Consider the following 20,144-nt stretch of genomic DNA (forward strand, 5'->3'; position numbering starts at 1 on the left):
GCCACTCGTGTCAGCGTTGTGGCGTCCAGGTGACGCCGAGCATCAGGCTACGGCCTTCTTCGCGATAGCCATACTGGCGGCCTTCATACGGGTACAGCGCCCGGCTGTAGGGTTTGTCCAGCAGGTTGTCCACTTTCATGTCCAGCGCGAACGCGCGGTTGATCGCCCAGCGGCCGCGTACGCCCACCAGCCCGTAACCGCCCAGCCGTTGCTGGTTTTGAGGGTCGTCATAACTGCTGCCGACGGCTTGCCAGCTGGCGCCGACACCGAATGGGCCGAACTGACGGTCCAGGTCCAGGCTCAGGGTGCGCCGGGCACGACGGGCCAGGGTGTGCCCGCTGTCGCGGTCACGCGGGTCGATCAGGGCCACGCCCAGGCTGCTTTGCCAGCCGAACAGTTCCTGCTTGAGCGCCGCCTCGAAGCCTGTGATGCGAGCTTGGGCAACGTTTTGCGGGCCGTCGCTGGCGAACACGATCGCATCGCGAATGTCGGTGCGGTACAGCGAGGCTTCCAGGCGGCGGGTGTCACTGAGCTGGCTGCGCCATTGCACTTCGTAGCTTTTCGAGGTTTCGGGTTTCAGGTCCGGGTTGCTGTTGATAAAGCCGAAATCATTGGGGTAGTACAGGTCGTTGAAGGTCGGCGCGCGAAAACCTTCGCTGTAACTCAGCAGCACGTCGTTGTCCGGGTTGAGTGGCAGGGTGAAGGTGCCGCTCCAACTGTTGCGGCCGCCGAACTGCTGGTTCTGGTCGCGGCGCAGGCCCAGTTCGGAGGAAAAGCGCTCACCGCCAAAGCGGTGCTGGATAAACGCGGCGCGGTTCCAGCGGCTGTCTTGCGCAAAGGGTGTGCTGGCGCCCAGTCGGTCTTCATACCCATCGACCCCCAGGATCAGGCTGTTCTGCGCGTTGAGGGTCAGGTCGTTCTGCCAGTTCACCGAGTCCCGGTAGGTGTTGAACACACTGCGCTCGTCGCTGAGCTTGTCCAGGGTCTTTTCGCGGTTTTCGCTGTGGCCCAGTTCCAGGCGGGTTTTCCAGGTGTCGTTGACGCGCGCGTCGACATAACTGCTCACACTGCTGACGGTGAAGTCGGTGTAGGGCTTTTGCTGGAAGACCTGGAAGTGGCTGTCGTAGCGGCCAAAGGGGTTGTCGAACGCGCTTTTACCGCGGTTATCCAGCACGTTTACGCCCGCTTCGACGGCGTCGTTGAAGGCATGGTTGAGGCTGAAACTGAGGGCCTGGTTGCGATAGGCGTCGTGGTCCTTGTCGCTGGGAAACGAGGCATGAGTGCGGTTGATTCCGCTGCTGTCGTCCAGGCTTGCGCCGAGGCTGAAGCGGGTTTGCCCGTCGCCGCCCGACAGGCCGACGCTGCGCTCCCAGGTGTGGCGGCTGCCCACGCCCAGATGCACCACCGGCTGAAGACCGGGTTCGGTGTTGCGCCGGGTGAAAATCTGGATCACCCCGCCGATGGCATCGCTGCCGTAGATCACCGAGCGCGAGCCGCGCAGCACTTCGACGCGTTCGATCTGCTGCACGTTCAGGTATTGCAGGTTGCTGGTGCCGCTGCTGGCGCTGCTGATGCGCTGGCCGTCCACCAGCACCAGGCTTTGCGAGGTGCTGGTGCCGCGCACGTAAATACCGGTGACACTGCCCCGGCCACCGCTTTGTGCCACTTGCACACCGGGGACGCGGTTGAGCAGGTCGGCCACGCTGGTGGGTTGCAGGCGCTCGATGTCGTCGCGGGTGAACACGGTGTTGGCCGTGCTGCTGTCGTTACGCGACTGGGCTTCGCGGTTGGTGCTGATGACCACGTCAGGCAGTTTAAGGGCCTGGTCCAGGTTGCTGGCGAGCAGGTCGGTGGCGGGCAGCAACAGCAGGGGCCAGGCAATACGCATGTGCTTCATAAGCTCTCCATAGCCTTCACAAGCGACACAAAAGCACTGTGGGAGGGGCGTGCCTGCGATAGCCGGGTGCCAGTCGTTACGACGGGTGGACCGTTATCGCGGGCAAGCCCGCTCCCACAGGGTTTAGCGTGTGTTTTACAGGCCCAGCAGCGCCATGCGCTGGCGAACCGACGCTTCGATCCCGGCTTCATCCAGCCCGCATTCGGCGAGCATTTGCGCCGGTTTGGCGTGCTCCACGTACACGTCCGGCAAGCCCAGGTGCAAGACCGACTTGAGCAGGTTGGCCTGGGCCAGGAACTCGCTCACGGCCGCGCCCGCGCCGCCCATGATGGCGTTTTCTTCGACGGTTACCAGCAGCGTGTGGCGGTTGGCAATCTCGCGCACCAGGGCTTCATCCAGCGGTTTGACGAAGCGCATGTCGACCACGGTTGCGTCGATTTTCTCGGCGACTTTCATGGCTTCGGCCAGTTGCACGCCAAACACCAGCAAGGCGACCTGGCTGCCGTGGCGACGCACGATGCCTTTGCCGATCTCGAGGGGCGCAAGGTCTTTTTCGATCGGCGCATTCGGCCCGGTGCCGCGCGGGTAGCGCACGGCGGCGGGGCCGTTGTACAGGTGGCCGGTGCTGAGCATTTTGCGCAGCTCGTTCTCGTCGCTCGGGGTCATCACCAGCATGCCGGGGATGCAGCGCAGGAACGACAAATCAAAACTGCCCGCGTGGGTCGGGCCGTCTTCGCCCACCAGGCCCGCGCGGTCAATGGCAAACAGCACGTCGAGGTTTTGCAGTGCGACGTCATGCACCAGTTGGTCATAGCCGCGCTGCAAGAAGGTGGAGTAGATCGCCACCACGGGCTTGGCGCCCTCGCAGGCCATGCCGGCCGCGAAGGTCACGGCGTGTTGCTCGGCGATGGCCACGTCGAAATAGCGCAGCGGGAAACGCTCGCTGAAAGCCACCAGGTCGGAGCCTTCTTTCATCGCCGGGGTGATGCCTACCAGGCGCGGGTCGGCGGCGGCCATGTCGCACAGCCATTCGCCGAACACGCTGGAATACTTGGGCCCACCGGCTTTTTTCGGCGCCGCGGCCGGGGCGTCCACAGGCTCGAGCTTGGTGATGGCGTGGTAGCCGATCGGGTCGACTTCCGCCGGAGCGAAGCCTTTGCCTTTTTTGGTGACAATGTGCAGGAACTGCGGGCCCTTGAGGTCACGCATGTTGCGCAGCGTGGCGATCAGGGTCGGCAGGTCGTGACCGTCGATAGGGCCGATGTAGTTCCAGCCCAGCTCTTCAAAGAGGGTGCCGGGGACGAGCATGCCCTTGGCGTATTCTTCGGTGCGGCGGGCAATTTCCCACGCGCCGGGCAGACGCGACAGCACCTTTTTGCTGCCTTCACGCATGCTGGCGTAAGTGCGGCTGGAGAGGATTTTGGCCAGGTAGTTGGACAGCCCGCCGACATTGCGCGAGATCGACATGTCGTTGTCGTTGAGGATCACCAGCATGTTGGCATCGACTTCCGGCGCGTGGTTGAGCGCCTCGAAAGCCATGCCGGCGGTCAGCGCGCCGTCACCGATCACGGCAATCGCCTTGCGATCGCTGTGTTGCAGGCGGGCGGCAATCGCCATGCCCAGAGCTGCGCTGATCGAGGTGCTGGAGTGGCCGACGCCAAAGGTGTCGTACTCGCTCTCGGCACGGCGCGGGAAGGCGCTCAGGCCGTCCTTTTGGCGCAGGGTGCCCATGCGCTCGCGGCGACCGGTGAGGATCTTGTGCGGGTACGCCTGATGGCCCACGTCCCACACCAGCCGGTCGTCCGGGGTGTCGAACACGTAATGCAGGGCGATGGTCAGCTCGATCACGCCCAGCCCGGCGCCGAAGTGCCCGCCGGTCTGGCCGACCGAATAGAGCAACTCGAGGCGCAACTCATCGGCCAGGGTTTCCAGCTCGGCTTCACCCAGGCGGCGCAGGCCGGCCGGCGTGTTCGCACGGTCCAGCAGGGGCGTGTCCGGGCGTTTGCGGGGAATCTCTTGGAACGTCGTGGGCATCAGGCGAATCGTTATAGGTATAGGAAAGGCGGCAAGTTTACCTCAAGCATCGCAAACTGCCCACGCAGAGCGCCGAACTTGGCCGATATGCGGTGGCAACTGCCCGTGCTCTCAGTGACGGCGTTCGACGATATACCGCGCCAGGTCACGCAATGGCTCGGCGGCCGCGTCGAAAGGTCGCAGGGCGTCCAGGGCCAGGTCGCGTAATTCCAGGGCGTAGGCCTTGGCGGCTTCAAGCCCCAGCAGCGCAGGATACGTCGGTTTGTCCCGTGCGATATCGGCGCCCTGGCGTTTGCCCAGGGTGGCGGTGTCGCTTTCTACGTCGAGGATGTCGTCCTGCACCTGGAACGCCAGGCCAATGGCCCGCGAGTAGGTCTGCAAGGCTGCCAGTTGCGCGGCGTCGGCGCGGCCGCTGGCCAGGGCGCCGAGCTGCACGGCGGCTTCGATCAGCGCACCGGTCTTGTGGCGGTGCATGTTTTCCAGGGCCTGCTGATCGAGCTTGAGGCTGACCGAGCCCATGTCGATTGCCTGCCCGCCCACCATGCCGACCGGGCCGGCCGCCGTGGCCAGGGTGGCAACCATGCGCAAGCGGATCTCGGCGTTGACGCTGCTCAGGCGCGGGTCCAGCAGGGCGCTGAACGCCAGGCTTTGCAAGCCGTCACCGGCGAGAATCGCGAAGGCTTCGTCGAACGCTTTGTGGGTAGTGGGCTGGCCGCGGCGCAGGTCATCGTCGTCCATGGCCGGCAAATCATCGTGCACCAGGGAATAGGCGTGAATCAATTCCACTGCGCAGGCCGCGCCGTTGGCTTCGTGCGGTGCAACACCCAGCGCTTCGCACGCGGCATACGCGAGCAGCGGGCGTACACGTTTGCCGCCGTTCATCACGCTGTAGCGCATGGCGTCATACAGGCGGTTCAACTCGGGGTTGGGCGCCACCAGCAACGGCGCCAAGGCCGCATTGACCCGGGCCTGGCTGCTGGTTTGGTAAGCGTCGATCATTGAGGCTGTTCCGCGTCGAAAGGTTCTTCGGCCAATTCCCCGTCACGCTCCAGCAGCACCTGCACCTTTTGCTCTGCCTGCGCCAGTGCGCTCTGGCAGTCACGGGTCAGGCCGATGCCTTGCTCAAACGCTGTCAACGAGTCTTCCAGCGACAACTCGCCGTTCTCCAGGCGCTCGACCAGGGTTTGCAGGTCGGCGAGGGATTGTTCGAAATCGAGTGCAACTTTTTTGCGGGCCATGGCGGCAATTCCGGTAGACGGTAAACCGGCGCGACACTAGCAGACATGGGGGATGGGGGCAAATGAGGGGGCGCTGTCCGGCGCCGCTTGGGCTGACCTGACAACGCGTTGTGCAACCGCGCCACGGCGTGGCGTTACAAGCCGCGGGCAACCTGCGCAGTCATCTCGCTGATGACGATGGCATCGACGCAGCGCAACAAACGCGCTTCACCCGCTAACGTGGCGGCGAGTGCGGGCGTGTTTTTCAGCAGGGCTGCGTTCTCTTGCATCACCTCTTGCATCAACTTGGGCGTCTCTGTGCGCACGCTCTCGACCAGCCTGCTGATGGTTTGTCGGGCCGTTGTGGGCTTGATCCCCATCGTTTCACCGGCGCTGATCAAGAGCTCGGTGGTGATGTGTTTCAGGTGCTGGACGCCGTTGATCGGCCATGCCAGGGTCGCGTGGTCGCGCCACTGATCCCGGTCGTACGCCCGCGTGCCGTACACCGCGGTGCTGAGCAAGTCGTAGAAGGGCGCCAGGTGCACGTTTTTGGCGGATACAAAGAAGCTGAGGTTTTTCAAGTGGGCGTCTTCGTTACCCACTAGTGTGTTGAAGATCAGCCACTTGAACAGCTCAAGCCTGGCGATGACCGGGGGGCGGCACCGCTGGGCGAGGTCGGCAATGCGTTCAACGCTGCCGGCACTGTATTTGAACGCTCTGGACAGATCATCCAACTGGCAGGCGTCAATGCAGTGAAGACGCTGCCATCCCTCCTGGGCTTCTTTGCGGTCGAATCGCTCAATCAGATAAACCGGTTGCGGCACGTATAGACGGTGCACGGCTGGCACCGGCAGTCCCACCCGCTTGGCCAGTGTCATCACAAACCACTCGTTGATCACCGAGTGCGCCCAGGCCTCGCCCGGATGGTCGGGCTTGAGTATGTGCGTGGAAGGCTCGCTGCCAATGGGTTCGAACAACTGGCCGTCCCGATAGATAACGGCCATCTTGTGCTGAGCCCCGGCCAGGGACATTTTCTTTTGTGCCTGTTCGGCCAGCGCAATAGTCGGCATCGCCAAAATGCGCCTCGACAGCTCTGCATCGGGCAACGGCTGCTGGCTCCCGGGGCCAGGCACTTGGCCGGGTGGCAGCAGCGTGAGAGAACCCGCCGACTCCGCACCAAAGTGCTGTAACAGGGCAAATGCATCCTCTATAGCCGCCCCGGCAGACTTGGCGATCAACGACCGCTGCCCTTCTTCGGGCAGCAAATTGTCGAAATACCACTGCACCGGCCGCTTCGTCGCACCGTCCAGATGCTCTTCGGGCTGTAATTCAAGCGAGGTGCACAAAGGGTGCGCCAACGGATCGGCCAGCCACGCCTGGCTATAGGCAAAAGCCCACAAACCATTGCTTTCGCGCAACGTGCCTACACAGATCTGGTTGATCCAGACGTTGAGTGATCGCTCCATTAGCGCACCTTACCGGGGTGGAGGGGGGAGGCCGAACGGGACGTCTTTTGTTTGGCGAGTTTTTTGTCGAGCGAGTCTGCGAGCACTTTTTGAATATCGTCCGCGAACGACTCAGGCACCTCGATCGAGATCGACAGCCCCAGGCCCTGCATCACTTGGAACAACTTGCCCCATTGCACCGACTCCGCACCGCTCTCCACTTTGCCCATGAAATTTTCAGAGACACCAATGAGCCCCGCAGCGTCGTCCTGGCGAATGTTCATGGCTTTGCGGCTGGCGCGTATGAGGACGCCGAGTTGATCGGGGAGGTTGATGTCGATTTTCATGATTTAACCTCATGAGCGTGGGGATTTTTCCGCTGAGGGTTAAAAATAGCAAAAAACTGCACGATCGTGAGGATTTTGTTTTTTGGGGGTGGTTTTTGGGGGAAACCTCATGGTTGTGAGGATTTTGGGGGAGAGGGATAGGTTTTTTGAGAAAACCTTACGGTTGTGAGGATTTTTAAATAAGGCATTAAAAAGCCGGCTTGTGGCCGGCTTCTCGGGGACTGGTTCAACTTATTTTTGGTAAACCTCACCAGCCTTCAAATCGCTCAGCCAGGCTCGCAGCTGGCTGACTAATAGGGCATCAACGGGAACTCCTCCGTTGTGCCGGGCAGGGTGACTGGCATCGCGCCATCCCCTGCCAAAGGTGCTGGCGATGATACCCACATTCGCTTCAGTTTCACAGCTCGGGATCCGATTTAGAGCCTTCAAAGCCTAATAAATGCTCATCCACGGGTACGGGTGGGCGGCGGTTGTTGAGGGTGGACCACCAGAACACCCAGCCCAATACCTGGAAGTTCTGTTCGTAGCGTTGTTCGTAGGTCAAGAATTCGTCCGGGTGTTCGGTGTTGTGGTGGCTGCGCATCCTCAGGCCGCCTCCGGGCCGGTTGTAGAGGTATTTGATGCGCAACATGCCGTCGTGTTCGAGGGCGTAGATTTCGCCGTCGATGATTTGTTTGCGGCCGCAGTCGATGCCAAGGGTGCTGCCGTCCTGGATCATGTCAGCCATGCTGTTGCCGACCATGTAGGCGGCGAGGACGCGCTCGGGGTGGACGTTCATGGTGTGCAGCGCCTGCAGGGAGAGGCGGATGCGTTCGGTGGAGGTGAAATGGGGGTGGAGGGGGATCTCCACGTCGAGTTTTTCTGGCTCCGGCACGGGGGTGGGCAGGTAGCGGCCGTGTTCCTGGGCGATGTGGTAGACGTTGCTGGTGTTGGCGCCTTCCAGCTGGAAGTTGGCGGGTGGATGTTTGGGGCCCTCGCCCGTGCGCAGCCAGCGGCTGGTGACGCACAGCAGTTCGGCGAACTCGTCGAGACGGCCCATGGGAACGCCGCGTTTGAACCAGTTGTTCACGTGTTGGGGCGTGACGTCACGGTTCTTGGCGAAGTCGGAAGCGGAAAGATGAACTTCCCTTAATAGCGCTTTTAAGCGATCACCTGATGTATTCATAAACGCTGAGTTTACTGGCGGAAAAAATACATCAAATAAACTATGCGTTGAGTTGCTGTATGTAGGTGTTTCCTTATTTAAAGTCAATTCAAGTTATTTGAATTGCCGGTTAAACGAATAGGGCTTAATTGTTTATTTAATTGCCATCGAAACTCTCTTTCTCCCACAAAAAAGCCCCGACCAGGCGGGGCTTTTTCAGCGGGCAGCAGTATTAGCCTTTATAGGCGGCAACCGACTTCAGGATCTCGGCGCGGGCGGCGTCTGCGTTGCCCCAACCGTCGATCTTCACCCATTTGCCTTTTTCGAGGTCTTTGTAGTTCTCGAAGAAGTGTTTGATCTGCTCCAGCAACAGCGGTGGCAGGTCGGTGTATTCCTTCACGTCGACGTACAGCTGCGACAGCTTGTCGTGAGGGACTGCGATGACTTTGGCATCGCCGCCGCCGTCGTCGGTCATGTTCAGGATGCCGACCGGGCGAGCACGGATCACCGAGCCTGGGGTGACCGGGTAAGGGGTCACGACCAGCACGTCGAGTGGATCACCGTCGTCAGCCAGGGTGTTGGGGATGAAACCGTAGTTGGCCGGGTAGAACATGGGGGTGGCCATGAAACGGTCAACGAACAGGCAGTCGCTGTCTTTGTCGATTTCGTATTTGATCGGCGCATGGTTGGCCGGAATTTCGATGGCGACGTAGATGTCGTTCGGCAGGTCTTTGCCAGCCGGAATCTTGCTGTAGCTCATTGGGCGTTGCCCCCGTAGTTGGCCATAAAACTTGGCCGGATTGGCCAAAAAGTGGCGGCGATTATAGGCATATTCTGGCGCCGATGCCACGCGCCAGACGTCGTAGGGTTGTCAGTCCTGCGCGGCGTAGCGCGGGTCGTCCGATTGCAGCCGAGTCAGTCGGGCCAGCGGGTCTTGACGATAAAAACGGCTCAGTTGCGCGTAGACCTGCGGGTAGGTGTTGACCAGCAAATCCGGGGCACTGAAAAAATATTCGCTGGTGACGGCAAAGAATTCGGCCGGGTTCTGCGCCGCGTAAGGGTCGATGGCGGTTTCGGCGTCAGGGTCCTGGTCGAGTTGGTGGTTGAGGTCGTCGAACGCGCTTTGCATCACCTGCGCCCAGTCTTGCACGCGCATGTCGCGGTGCAGCGGCGGCAGGCCGTTGGCGTCGCCGTTGAGCATGTCCAGCTTGTGGGCCAGTTCGTGGATGACCAGGTTGTAGCCTTCCCAATTGCCGCTGGCCAGCACGCCGGGCCAGGCGAGAATCACCGGGCCTTGTTGCCAGGCTTCGCCGCTGTGCTCGCCGTCCCATTGGTGTTCCACGCCGCTGGAGTCGCGGTGGCGCTGGGGGCTCAAGAAGTCGTCGGGGTACAGCACGATCTCGTGAAAACCCTGATACCAGTCCAGGTCGCCAAGGTTGATCAGCGGCCATTGCGCCTGGGCGGCGAGCAGCAGGCGTTGTTCCTGGTGCAGGTCGACGCCGGGCAGGGCGGTGAGGTGTTTTTCGGCGAGAAATATAACGCACGCCTCACGCAGCCACCGGTCTTGCTCATCGGTGATGCCGTCGAGAAACGTCAGGTGATGGCGCACCCGCTGCCAGGTGTCATCGGCAATCGGGTGCTTGGCCAGCAGGCGCTGGCGACGCCAGGCGCGCAGGGACCACATGGGCGATCAGTGCGTGTTGGCTTCGGAGGACCGGCCGCCAAAACGGCTGCGCACCACGCCAATGATCATCGGCACCAGCGACAGCAGGATGATGAACACCACCAGCAGCGAGAGGTTTTTCTTGATGAACGGTACGTTGCCAAAGAAGTAACCCAGGGTGACCAGGCCGCCTACCCAGATAACGGTGCCGAACACGCTGAAACCGAAAAAGCGCGGGTATGGCATTTTGGCGATCCCGGCGACGAACGGTGCAAAGGTCCGCAGGATCGGCAGGAAGCGCGCCAGCGTCACGGTTTTGCCGCCGTGCTTGTCATAAAAGTCGTGGGTTTTTTGCAGGTAGTCGCGGCGGAAAATCTTCGAGTTGGGGTTGCTGAACAAGCGCTCTCCGGCGGTGCGCCCGATCACATAGTTGGTGCTGTCGCCCAGAATGGCCGCGAGCATCAACAGGCCGCCCAGTAATACCGGGTCCATGCCCCCGCCTGCGGCCACGGCACCGGCAATGAACAGTAGCGAATCGCCCGGCAAGAACGGCATGACCACCAGGCCGGTTTCGCAAAAAATCACAAGAAACAGAATGGCGTAGATCCACGGACCGTAGTTGTTTACCAGCAGGTCGAGGTACACATCGAGATGCAGGATAAGGTCGAGCGGGTTGAAATCCATGGAGGGCACCTGTGGTAACGGCCTGACTCGGCAGGCCTGTGCGGAGGCTTCGGGTAATAAGGGCTACAAGGTTGTGGCTGTTTTCTTACGACCCTGAAAGCCTCGCATTATACGGACCGGGACGTGAAAAGCGTGCTGGTTTTGTAGCGGGGGATGTCGCAAAACGTGTGTGCGGTGCGTGCTCGGGGTTTTTAACAACCCCTGTGGGCGCAGGTTTGCGTGCGATTGCGCAATGTGGGCCGCACCGGCGCCCACATTTTGATAGAAATTGTCCGGTTAGGCAGGGTCAGTCATCGCTGATGGGCAACACGTAGTTCTTGAACTCGGTGTCTTCCCTGAAACCGATGGATTCGTAGGTTTTTTGCGCAATGAGGTTGTCACTGCTGGTGGACACCCGCAGCCGCACGGCGTGGGTTTGCTTGGCCATTTTCTTGGCCGTGCGCATCAGGTTGTCCGCCACCAGCTGGCGGCGCGCGTCTTCGGCCACGTAGATGTCATTGAGGATCCACACCCGCTTCAACGACAGCGACGAAAAGCTGGGATACAACTGGCAGAACCCCAGCAGCTTTTTGTCATCGTCATCCGAAAGCGCCAGGTAAATCACCGACTCCTTGCGCCGCAGGCGTTTTTCCAGGAACTCGCGGCTCGAATCGGGAAAGGGTAGCGCGCCGTAATATTCGCGGTATGTGACGAACAAGGGGGTCAACAGGTCCAGGTGTTCCAGGGTCGCTTGAACAATGCGCATGCCAGGCCTCAACTTCCAGATGGGGTATGACCACACACGCGGCCGTGTCTCGATGCTGCCAAAAGCGCATAAAAATCGCAATCGTGCGGGGATCAGTCCTGCACAGGACCCAGCAGGAAGTTACCCTTCATCAAGTCGGGATCGTCTGATTCAAGCGTCTGAACCTGAGCCTCATCCTTGAGGTTGACCCCGGACAACTGCCGGCGGCAGGCCTCTCGCATCAAGTAAAGCAGGCGATGCGCCGCCATGCCGTAGCTCAGCCCCTCCAGGCGCACATTGGAAATGCAATTGCGGTAGGCATCGGTCAGGCCCACCTTGGGGTTGTAGGTGAAGTACAGCCCCAGGCTGTCGGGCGAACTGAGCCCCGGGCGCTCGCCGATCAGGATCACCACCATTTTGGCGCCGAGCAATTGGCCGACTTCATCTGCCACCGCCACACGGCCCTGTTCCACCAGAATCACCGGCGACAGCGACCACCCTTCTGCGTGGGTCTGTTCCTCCATGCGTGTCAGAAACGGCACCGTGTGCTTGTGCACCGCCAGTGCCGACAGGCCGTCGGCCACCACCACCGCCAAGTCCACGCCGCCCGGGTGGGCGTGCGCGTAATCGCGCAGGGCCTGGGCCGACTCATCACTCAGCCGCCGTCCCAAGTCCGGGCGTTGCAGGTAGCTGTGACGGTCGACGGCGGCGCTGTGCAGCAACAAGCTGTCACGCCCACGCTCGGCCATTTGGCGGCTCAGGCCTGCGTGGTCAAAAGGCAGGTGCACCGCGTCCCGCGCCTGGGCGTGGGCGAACTGGAAGTCCAGTTGTGCGCCAGTGGGGATGCTGGTGCCGGTGCGCCCCAGCGCGATGCGGGCGGGCGTAAGGCGGCGTAATTCCAGCCACGGGTTTTCAACGCTTTGTTCAGGCGTATCGATAGACACAGGCGGCTCCTTCATCCCAGTTGCGCCAAGGCTTGGCGAAAGGCCGGTGGCAGGCTGTTGCCGAAATGCACCTTGCCGTCCGCCTGCGTGAAGATGCCCATCTTGGCCAGCCACTGTTCAAACTCCGGCGCGGGTTTTAAACCTAATGTCTGGCGGGCGTACAAGGCATCGTGAAAGGAGGTGGTCTGGTAGTTGAGCATGATGTCGTCGGAGCCCGGGATGCCCATGATGAAGTTGATCCCGGCCACGCCCAGCAGGGTCAGCAGGGTGTCCATGTCGTCCTGGTCGGCTTCGGCGTGGTTGGTGTAGCAGATGTCGCAGCCCATGGGCACGCCCAGCAGCTTGCCGCAGAAGTGGTCTTCCAGGCCCGCACGGATGATTTGCTTGCCGTTGTACAGGTATTCGGGGCCGATGAAGCCGACCACGGTGTTCACCAGAAACGGCTTGAAATGCCGCGCCACCGCATAGGCGCGGGTTTCGCAGGATTGCTGGTCCACGCCAAAGTGCGCGTTGGCCGACAGGGCGCTGCCTTGGCCTGTCTCGAAATACATCAGGTTTTTCCCAAGCGTGCCGCGATTCAGGCTCAGGCCTGCGTCGTACCCTTCCTGCAACACACTCAGACTGATGCCGAAACTGGCGTTGGCCGCCTCGGTGCCCGCGATGGACTGAAACACCAGGTCCAGCGGCACCCCCCGGTTGATGGCCTCGATGGACGTGGTGACGTGGGTCAGCACGCACGCCTGGGTCGGGATTTCGTAACGCTGGATGATCGCGTCGAGCATCTCCAGCATCGCGCAGATCGAGGCGATGCTGTCGGTGGCCGGGTTGATGCCGATCATCGCGTCGCCGTTGCCGTAAAGCAGGCCGTCGAGAATGCTCGCGGCAATGCCCGCGGGTTCGTCGGTGGGGTGGTTGGGTTGCAGGCGGGTGGACAGGCGCCCACGCAGGCCGAGGGTGCCGCGAAATTGGGTGACCACGCGGATCTTTTGCGACACCAGCACCAGGTCCTGCACGCGCATGATCTTTGACACGGCCGCGACCATTTCCGGCGTCAGCCCCGGCGCCAGCGCACGTAGGCTGTGTTCGTTGGCTGCGTCACTCAACAGCCAGTCGCGAAACCCGCCCACGGTCAGGTGGCTGACCACGTTAAACGCCTGCTTATCGTGGGTGTCGATGATCAGCCGGGTGACTTCGTCGTTTTCATACGGGATCAGCATTTCTTCAAGAAAATGCTTGAGCGGGATATTGGCCAGTGCCATCTGCGCGGCCACCCGCTCGCCGTCGTTTTGCGCGGCCACGCCGGCTAGAAAGTCCCCGGAGCGTGCGGGGCTGGCCTTGGCCATCACGTCCTTGAGGCTGTCGAAGCGGTAGGTCAGTGCACCCACCGCGTGGGAAAAGCTTGCCATACAGTGTCTCCTTGGCGACGCGGGCAGTGGCCCGCGTCGAGGTTTACGGCAGTTCAGTGCAAGGCGGCCTCTGCGGCCTGGATCGCCGCGAATTCTTCTTCTGGCGTGCCTGCTACCAAGTGATGCCGGCTGTAGAAAGCAAAGTAAGCAATTAATACTCCATAGATGATCGCTGCGCCAATCACCACCCGCGGATCCACCAAAAAGCCCGCCACCACGGCAATGCACGCCAGGACCAGGGCGATGCCCGAGGTAAAGATGCCGCCCGGCGTGCGGTACGGGCGGTCCATTTTGGGGCGGCGGATGCGCAGGGTGATGTGCGCGGCCATCATCAGCACGTAGGAAATGGTCGCGCCAAACACCGCCACCAGGATCAGCAAATCACCCTGGCCGGTCAGCGAAAGGCCAAAGCCGATCAGGCCCGGGATCACCAGTGCCAGCACCGGTGCCTTGCTTTTGTTGGTTTGCGACAGTTTGCGCGGCAAGTAGCCTGCACGCGAAAGGGCGAAAATCTGCCGGGAATAGGCGTAGATAATCGAGAAAAAGCTGGCGATCAGCCCGGCCAGCCCCACCAGGTTGACGAAGCTGCCCATCCAGGTCGACCCACCGTAGGCCAGCGCCAGCGACTCGACCAACGGGTTGCCGGACTTGACCAGTGCAAACGTGCCCGCGCCGCCGGGGGCGATCACCAGAATAAGCAGGGCAAAACTGGTGAGCACCACAATGGCGCCGATCAGGCCGCGTGGCAGGTCGCGCTTGGGGTTCTTGGTTTCCTCGGCGGCCAGCGGCACGCCTTCTACGGCAAGGAAAAACCAGATCGCATAAGGAATCGCCGCCCAGATGCCCACGTACCCGAAGGGCAGGAACGGGCTGGCGCCCCGGGCCTCGGTCACGGGCATGTCGAGCAAATGGGCCACGTTGAAGTGCGGCACCATCGCCACCAAAAACACCCCCAGTGCAAGGGCGGCGATGGCGGTGATGATAAACATCAGTTTCAACGCTTCGCCCACGCCAAAGATGTGGATGCCGATAAACAGCACGTAGAACACGAGGTAGATCATCCAGCCGCCTATGCCGAACAGCGACTCGCAATACGCGCCGATAAACACCGCGATGGCAGCGGGGGCGATGGCGTATTCGATCAGGATCGCGGTGCCGGTGAGAAACCCGCCCCATGGGCCGAATGCACTGCGGGCAAACCCGTAGCCGCCGCCCGCCGTAGGAATCATGGAAGAGAGCTCGGCCAGGGAAAAACACATGCACAGGTACATGGTGGCCATCAGCAAGGTGGCGAGGAACATCCCGCCCCAGCCGCCCTGGGCCAGGCCGAAGTTCCAGCCGGCGTAGTCGCCGGAGATCACATAAGCAACGCCAAGGCCGACCAACAGCACCCAGCCGGCGGCACCTTTTTTAAGTTCGCGTTGTTGGAAGTAGTCGACGCCAACTTTTTCAAAGTCGACAGACGTAGAAGTGGGTTCGCTAGGCATGATGAAGTACCGTCCATTGTTATTGTTTTAGTTCGGCTGTCTTGAGCCGATGGGGGAACACTACTTGCAAAGAACAGCGGTGGGAGCAGGCACGCCTACTCCCACTTTTTATGGCCTTAAGTGCAGGGTCTTAGAAGAAGCCCAGTGGATTAATGTCGTAACTGACCAACAAGTTTTTAGTTTGCTGGTAGTGGTCCAACATCATCTTGTGCGTTTCGCGGCCCACCCCGGACTTTTTGTAACCGCCAAACGCGGCATGCGCCGGGTAGAGGTGATAGCAGTTGGTCCACACGCGGCCCGCCTTGATCGCCCGGCCCATGCGGTAGGCGCGGTTGATGTCGCGTGTCCACACGCCTGCACCCAGGCCGAACTCAGTGTCGTTGGCAATCGCCAGTGCTTCGGCCTCATCCTTGAATGTGGTGATACTCACCACTGGCCCGAAGATCTCCTCCTGGAACACGCGCATCTGGTTGGTGCCCTTGAGCAGGGTCGGCTGGATGTAATAGCCGCTGGCCAGGTCGCCGCTCAGTTTCTCGACCTTGCCGCCGGTCAACAGTTGCGCGCCTTCGCCCTTGGCGATTTCCAGGTACGAGAGGATCTTGTCAAATTGCTGCTCGGACGCTTGGGCACCCACCATGGTGTCGGTGTCCAGCGGGTCGCCGCGTTTGATCTGCTCGATTTTTTTCATCACCACTTTCATGAAGTCGTCGTAGATCGACTCTTCCACCAGCGCGCGTGACGGGCAGGTGCACACCTCGCCCTGGTTGAAAAACGCCAGCACCAGGCCCTCGGCGGCCTTTTCGATAAAGGACGGTTCGGCCTTCATGATGTCGGCGAAGAAAATGTTCGGCGACTTGCCGCCCAGCTCCACGGTGGACGGGATGATATTGGTCGCGGCCGCATGCATGATGTGCGAGCCCACGGGCGTGGAGCCGGTAAACGCGATTTTGGCGATGCGCTTGCTAGTGGCCAGCGCTTCACCGGCTTCTTTACCAAAGCCGTGCACCACGTTCAGCACGCCCGGCGGCAGCAGGTCGCCGATCACTTCCAGCAACACATTGATGCCCAACGGTGTTTGCTCGGCGGGTTTGAGCACCACGCAGTTACCGGCGGCCAGGGCCGGTGCCAGCTTCCAGGCGGCCATCAGCAACGGGAAGTTCCACGGGATGATCTGACCGACCACGCCCAAGGGCTCATGGAAGTGGTAGGCGGCGGTGTGTTCGTTGATCTCGGCGCTGGTGCCTTCCTGGGCGCGGATGCAACCGGCGAAATAGCGGAAATGGTCGGCGGCCAGCGGGATGTCGGCGTTGAGGGTTTCGCGCACGGCCTTGCCGTTGTCCCAGGTTTCGGTGATGGCCAGCAGCTCAAGGTTCTGTTCGATGCGGTCGGCGATTTTCAGCAGCACCAGCGAGCGGTCCTGCGCCGAGGTTTTGCCCCAGGCGTCAGCGGCGGCGTGGGCGGCGTCCAGCGCCTTGTCGATGTCCTTGGCGGTGGAGCGGGGGAATTCGGCGATGGGTTTACCGTTGACCGGCGAGAGGTTGGTGAAGTAGTTGCCGTCCACCGGCGCGACGAATTCGCCGCCGATGTAGTTGCCGTACTTGGCCTTGAAAGAAACCTTGGCGCCTTCAGTACCGGGGTGGGCGTAACGCATGGTGGGTGTCTCCTGGCTCTTGTGTTTATGGGAGGACGCACGGTTGTGCTTGCAAGAGCGTAGAGCAAAGGTCGGGCCAGCGCGGGCGGGGGCCGTGTAATCGGGCATTGGGGGTGTGTTGCAACACGTTGCTGTGCCGGGCCCGGTACAGCGCAGGTGACAGTTTGTGCCATAAACGGGACAGCCGCGGGTCGGCAGGTCGGGCCGGGATTGCAATGCCTGCGGGGCAGGAGGATGCTGGCCGTCCCGGTTCGCGATGTGTCCCACGCAGCAGGAGAACAATAACAACATGCATAACGATCATTTCAGTCGCCATGCCCAGCACGTGCTGACAGCCACGCGGGGCCAGGACCTTTCCACCGGCCCCGGCAGCGACCCGTCCATCGCCCGCTCCTGGTTGCGCTGCCTGGAGGACTATCACCTTGATCCCGCCCAAACCCTGGCCCCCACGGTGCTGGAGCATGGGCGGCTGATGGAAAGCCGCGAACGCCTGCACCAGGTGCTGAGCATTGCCGGTCACGAGATGAACAGCCTGCACCAACAGCTCGAAGGGGCGGGCCACGCGGTGCTGTTGACCGATGCGCGCGGGGTGATCCTCAACTGCGTCACCGCGCCTGCCGAGCGCAAGATTTTCGAGCGTGCAGGCCTGTGGCTCGGCGCCGACTGGAGCGAGGCGTGCGAAGGCACCAACGGTATTGGCACCTGCCTGGTGGAGCGCCAGGCGCTGACGATTCATCGTGATGAGCATTTTCGCGGGCGCCACACCGGGCTGACCTGTTCGGCGAGCCCGGTGTTTGATCCCCATGGCGAATTGCTGGCGGTGCTGGATGTGTCATCGGCCCGGGCAGCGGTGTCGCGCCAGAGCCAGTTCCACACCATGGCGCTGGTCAACCTCTCGGCGAAGATGATCGAGAGTTGCTACTTCCTGCGTCACTACGAGCATCACTGGTTATTGCGGTTTCACTGGCAGGCCGAGTCAGTGGGGCTGTTCAGCGAAGGGTTGCTGGCGTTTGATGGCGAAGGGCGCATCTGCGCGCTCAACCAGAGCGCGCTGAACCTGCTGGGACGTTTGCGCAACGAGTTGCTGGGGCAGCCGGTAGAGGCGTTTTTCGACTGCGCCCTGGATGAATTGCTCGGCCGTGCCAGTGTCAATGCCACCGCCAGTTGGCCGCTGCAGACCCGCGACGGTCGCCGGGTATTTGCGGTGCTGCGGGGCCAGGCGCGGCCGGTGTCTGGCCCGCCGGTGGCGGTTCTGCACAAACCCGTGCCGGGCATTTGCCTGGACGACCCCACGCTGCAAAGCGAGTTCAGCAAAGCCTTGCGCGTGTTCGAGCGCGACGTGCCGCTGTTGATCAACGGCGAAACCGGCTCGGGCAAGGAGGCGTTTGCCAAGGCCGTACACCAGGCCAGCCTGCGGGCGGGCAAGTCGTTCGTGGCGCTCAACTGCGCGGCCATCCCCGAAAACCTGATTGAAAGCGAACTGTTCGGCTATCGCGGCGGCAGCTTTACCGGGGCGCGCAAGGAAGGCATGCGCGGCAAGTTGCAGCAAGCCGATGGTGGCACCTTGTTTCTCGACGAAATCGGCGACATGCCGCTGGCCCTGCAAACCCGGCTATTAAGGGTGCTGGAAGATCGCCTGGTGGTGCCCATCGGCGGTGAGCCTGAGGCTGTGAATGTGCGGATCATCAGCGCGACCCACCGCAACCTGCTGCAACGGGTGCAGGACGGCAGCTTTCGCGAAGACTTGTATTACCGCCTCAACGGCTTGGAAATCGGCCTGCCCGCCTTGCGCGAGCGCAGTGACAAGGCGCAACTGCTGGCGTTTGTATTGGCGCAGGAAGCGGCCGGGCAGGCGGTGGTGCTCGACCCTCGGGCGCGTGAGGCATTGCTGGGGTTTGCCTGGCCGGGCAATGTGCGGCAACTGCGTATGGTGCTGCGTACCGTAGTGGCGTTGTGTACCGACGGCCGGGTGCGGTGGGACGATTTGCCAGCGATGATCCGCAGCGCCCAGCCGGTGGTTGCTGAGTGCGCCGGTTCTTGCCTGGACGCCGCCGAGCGGGGCGCCTTGTTGACGACGTTGGCGCAACAGCACTGGCATATGAGCCAGAGCGCCGCAGCGCTGGGAATCAGCCGAAATACGCTGTACAGAAAGTTGCGCAAATACGGGATTACCCGCCAAGCGAACCTGTCGCCGTTATAGTTTTTACCGCTCGCTGTCAGCTGCCCATTGCACTCGCTGTGCGATGCGTCGGGTTTGGCGGTTGGGGTTGATTTTCTGGAACCGGGTACGGGGTTTGAGTAACGCAGTGCAAGAGGCCGGACGTTGATCGCCTGGCCTCGTTGTTTTCTGCGTCAACAACCTCAGTGTCAGAAATCATCAAGGTGAAGAGTATGCGTGTCACAGGTCTGCCCCCGTCGATACCGTTACAGCCTAAAGAACAGCCCGATCATGAACTGAAAGCGCCCGCTGTCGTGCCCGCGGCGGAGGAGCACAGCGAGCAGGGTGAACATCGGCGCCAGAAGCGTGGGATTTTTACCCAGATTTTCCGGCGGACAGTACCGCCCAGCCCGCCACGGGTGCCCAGCCTGCCGCCTGCCCAGCGGCCGTCCATCCGGCCCCCGGCTGGTTCAGAAAGCCCGAAGCCGCCGGCTCGTGTGCCCAACGATCGGTTCAAGGACGTCGCCACGCGTATCACCGGGCAGCCTGGCCCGAGCGTGGGCATTCTTTCGCAGAGCCATCCCGCACCAAAGAACCTGGCGGAAGTCACTCAAAACCTGATAGTTGCGGATCGCCTGCACAAAGCCGGGGTTTTTCCTACATCCCCTCAGTTGGGGACCGTCGCCCGTGATGCCTTTGTCAACGCGGGGATCAACGGCTTGGTCAGTGCACCCTTGAGCATCGCCACCTATGCAGGTTCCGCCTGGACTGGCGAGGCTATCAAGGGCCAGTACGCGGCGCAGACGCCGCTTCTGCCGCCCGTGCATATGTCGGCGCCCAGCACGCAAGTCGGCGGGCCCACTGCCGTGCCGCCTGCGGCCGAGGCGCTGGACTCGCGGTTGGCGCTTGCGGAGCTGCGCATCGAAGTGGTGGCCAATAACATCATGGCGGTTCGCCAGGGTACGGATGCGCCAGCGCTCAAGATCGCGGACAGCTCGTCAGGCTCCCCCGGCGACCGTCTGACCACCCTGGAAGCGCTGTATGGCGTGGCGGAAAAACAGCTCACGCTGATCGGCGAGGAAAACGACATGATTTTCCGACCCTACGTCCCGTCAGGCGGTATGGCCACCACCGACCAGGGCCGACTGGACGCCTTGGAAAAACAGTTTGAGGGGGTGAACAAGTTCATCGGCAAACTGATCGTGCTCAAGAGCACCGAACTCCCCGAAGCGGGCGTGGCGGGCACCCAAACCGCCTGAGTCCCCGGCGGCCTGCAAAGGCCGCCGTCTAACAGCTAAAGAGTGCGATTTCCCCCTCCCTGCGCTAACCTGCCTCGATGTTTT

Annotated in this window: 17 protein-coding genes; 2 read left to right on the forward strand and 15 right to left on the reverse strand. The window is 61.8% G+C overall.

What is annotated here, in order from left to right:
- Window positions 1-10: 10 nt before the first annotated feature.
- The 15 genes from ACW9H9_RS09645 to exaC form a co-directional block, all read right to left on the reverse strand.
- Window positions 11-1,897, reverse strand: coding sequence for a TonB-dependent receptor domain-containing protein (locus tag ACW9H9_RS09645; protein WP_457342925.1), 1,887 nt, complete (start codon window positions 1,895-1,897; stop codon window positions 11-13).
- Window positions 1,898-2,032: 135 nt separating this feature from the next.
- On the reverse strand, window positions 2,033-3,931 hold the full coding sequence (gene dxs / locus ACW9H9_RS09650) for a 1-deoxy-D-xylulose-5-phosphate synthase (RefSeq protein ID WP_457342926.1): 1,899 nt from the start codon (window positions 3,929-3,931) through the stop codon (window positions 2,033-2,035).
- A gap of 111 nt (window positions 3,932-4,042) precedes the next feature.
- Window positions 4,043-4,930 carry a polyprenyl synthetase family protein gene (locus ACW9H9_RS09655; RefSeq protein ID WP_457342927.1) on the reverse strand — a complete coding sequence of 296 codons (888 nt, stop codon included), beginning with the start codon at window positions 4,928-4,930 and terminating at the stop codon, window positions 4,043-4,045.
- On the reverse strand, window positions 4,927-5,169 hold the full coding sequence (locus ACW9H9_RS09660; protein WP_032861653.1) for an exodeoxyribonuclease VII small subunit: 243 nt from the start codon (window positions 5,167-5,169) through the stop codon (window positions 4,927-4,929). Before ACW9H9_RS09660 ends, ACW9H9_RS09655 begins: the two co-directional genes overlap by 4 nt.
- Window positions 5,170-5,303: 134 nt before the next feature.
- Entirely contained in the window at window positions 5,304-6,614 is a 1,311-nt protein-coding gene (locus ACW9H9_RS09665) for a HipA domain-containing protein (protein ID WP_457342928.1), read from the reverse strand.
- Complete coding sequence (locus ACW9H9_RS09670; RefSeq protein ID WP_457342929.1) at window positions 6,614-6,940, reverse strand: helix-turn-helix domain-containing protein; 327 nt, start codon at window positions 6,938-6,940, stop codon at window positions 6,614-6,616. The genes ACW9H9_RS09665 and ACW9H9_RS09670 overlap by 1 nt, the downstream gene beginning before the upstream one ends.
- A 397-nt stretch (window positions 6,941-7,337) precedes the next feature.
- A complete protein-coding gene (locus ACW9H9_RS09675; RefSeq protein WP_457342930.1) occupies window positions 7,338-8,105 on the reverse strand; it encodes a LexA family transcriptional regulator in 768 nt (255 codons plus the stop codon).
- A 211-nt stretch (window positions 8,106-8,316) separates the two neighbouring features.
- Window positions 8,317-8,844 carry an inorganic diphosphatase gene (gene ppa, locus ACW9H9_RS09680; protein WP_003219382.1) on the reverse strand — a complete coding sequence of 176 codons (528 nt, stop codon included), beginning with the start codon at window positions 8,842-8,844 and terminating at the stop codon, window positions 8,317-8,319.
- Between the two features lie 111 nt (window positions 8,845-8,955).
- Window positions 8,956-9,768, reverse strand: a complete 813-nt coding sequence (locus ACW9H9_RS09685; RefSeq protein ID WP_457342931.1) for a M90 family metallopeptidase — start codon at window positions 9,766-9,768, stop codon at window positions 8,956-8,958.
- A gap of 6 nt (window positions 9,769-9,774) precedes the next feature.
- Window positions 9,775-10,431: a DedA family protein gene (locus tag ACW9H9_RS09690; RefSeq protein ID WP_457342932.1), complete on the reverse strand. Its 657-nt coding sequence runs from the start codon at window positions 10,429-10,431 to the stop codon at window positions 9,775-9,777.
- A gap of 286 nt (window positions 10,432-10,717) precedes the next feature.
- Window positions 10,718-11,176, reverse strand: a complete 459-nt coding sequence (locus ACW9H9_RS09695; RefSeq protein ID WP_457342933.1) for a GNAT family N-acetyltransferase — start codon at window positions 11,174-11,176, stop codon at window positions 10,718-10,720.
- Window positions 11,177-11,268: 92 nt separating this feature from the next.
- Window positions 11,269-12,114 carry an ethanolamine ammonia-lyase subunit EutC gene (eutC, locus tag ACW9H9_RS09700; RefSeq protein WP_457342934.1) on the reverse strand — a complete coding sequence of 282 codons (846 nt, stop codon included), beginning with the start codon at window positions 12,112-12,114 and terminating at the stop codon, window positions 11,269-11,271.
- Entirely contained in the window at window positions 12,111-13,505 is a 1,395-nt protein-coding gene (locus ACW9H9_RS09705) for an ethanolamine ammonia-lyase subunit EutB (RefSeq protein WP_457342935.1), read from the reverse strand. Before ACW9H9_RS09705 ends, eutC begins: the two co-directional genes overlap by 4 nt.
- Before the next feature lie 53 nt (window positions 13,506-13,558).
- Complete coding sequence (gene eat / locus ACW9H9_RS09710; RefSeq protein ID WP_457342936.1) at window positions 13,559-14,992, reverse strand: ethanolamine permease; 1,434 nt, start codon at window positions 14,990-14,992, stop codon at window positions 13,559-13,561.
- Between the two features lie 130 nt (window positions 14,993-15,122).
- The gene (exaC, locus tag ACW9H9_RS09715) at window positions 15,123-16,643 is read right to left on the reverse strand and encodes an acetaldehyde dehydrogenase ExaC (RefSeq protein ID WP_457342937.1); all 1,521 of its coding nucleotides are present in this window, start codon (window positions 16,641-16,643) and stop codon (window positions 15,123-15,125) included.
- Between the two features lie 289 nt (window positions 16,644-16,932).
- Here exaC and ACW9H9_RS09720 point away from each other — a divergent pair, with 289 nt between their 5' ends.
- Together ACW9H9_RS09720 and ACW9H9_RS09725 are read left to right on the forward strand one after the other, a co-directional pair.
- Window positions 16,933-18,843, forward strand: coding sequence for a sigma-54-dependent Fis family transcriptional regulator (locus ACW9H9_RS09720; RefSeq protein WP_457342938.1), 1,911 nt, complete (start codon window positions 16,933-16,935; stop codon window positions 18,841-18,843).
- Window positions 18,844-19,298: 455 nt separating this feature from the next.
- Window positions 19,299-20,060 (forward strand): hypothetical protein, encoded by a 762-nt coding sequence (locus ACW9H9_RS09725; RefSeq protein WP_457342939.1) that lies wholly within the window; start codon window positions 19,299-19,301, stop codon window positions 20,058-20,060.
- The last annotated feature ends 84 nt before the right edge of the window (window positions 20,061-20,144 follow it).

This window comes from Pseudomonas sp. SDO5215_S409 (genome assembly GCF_054071325.1).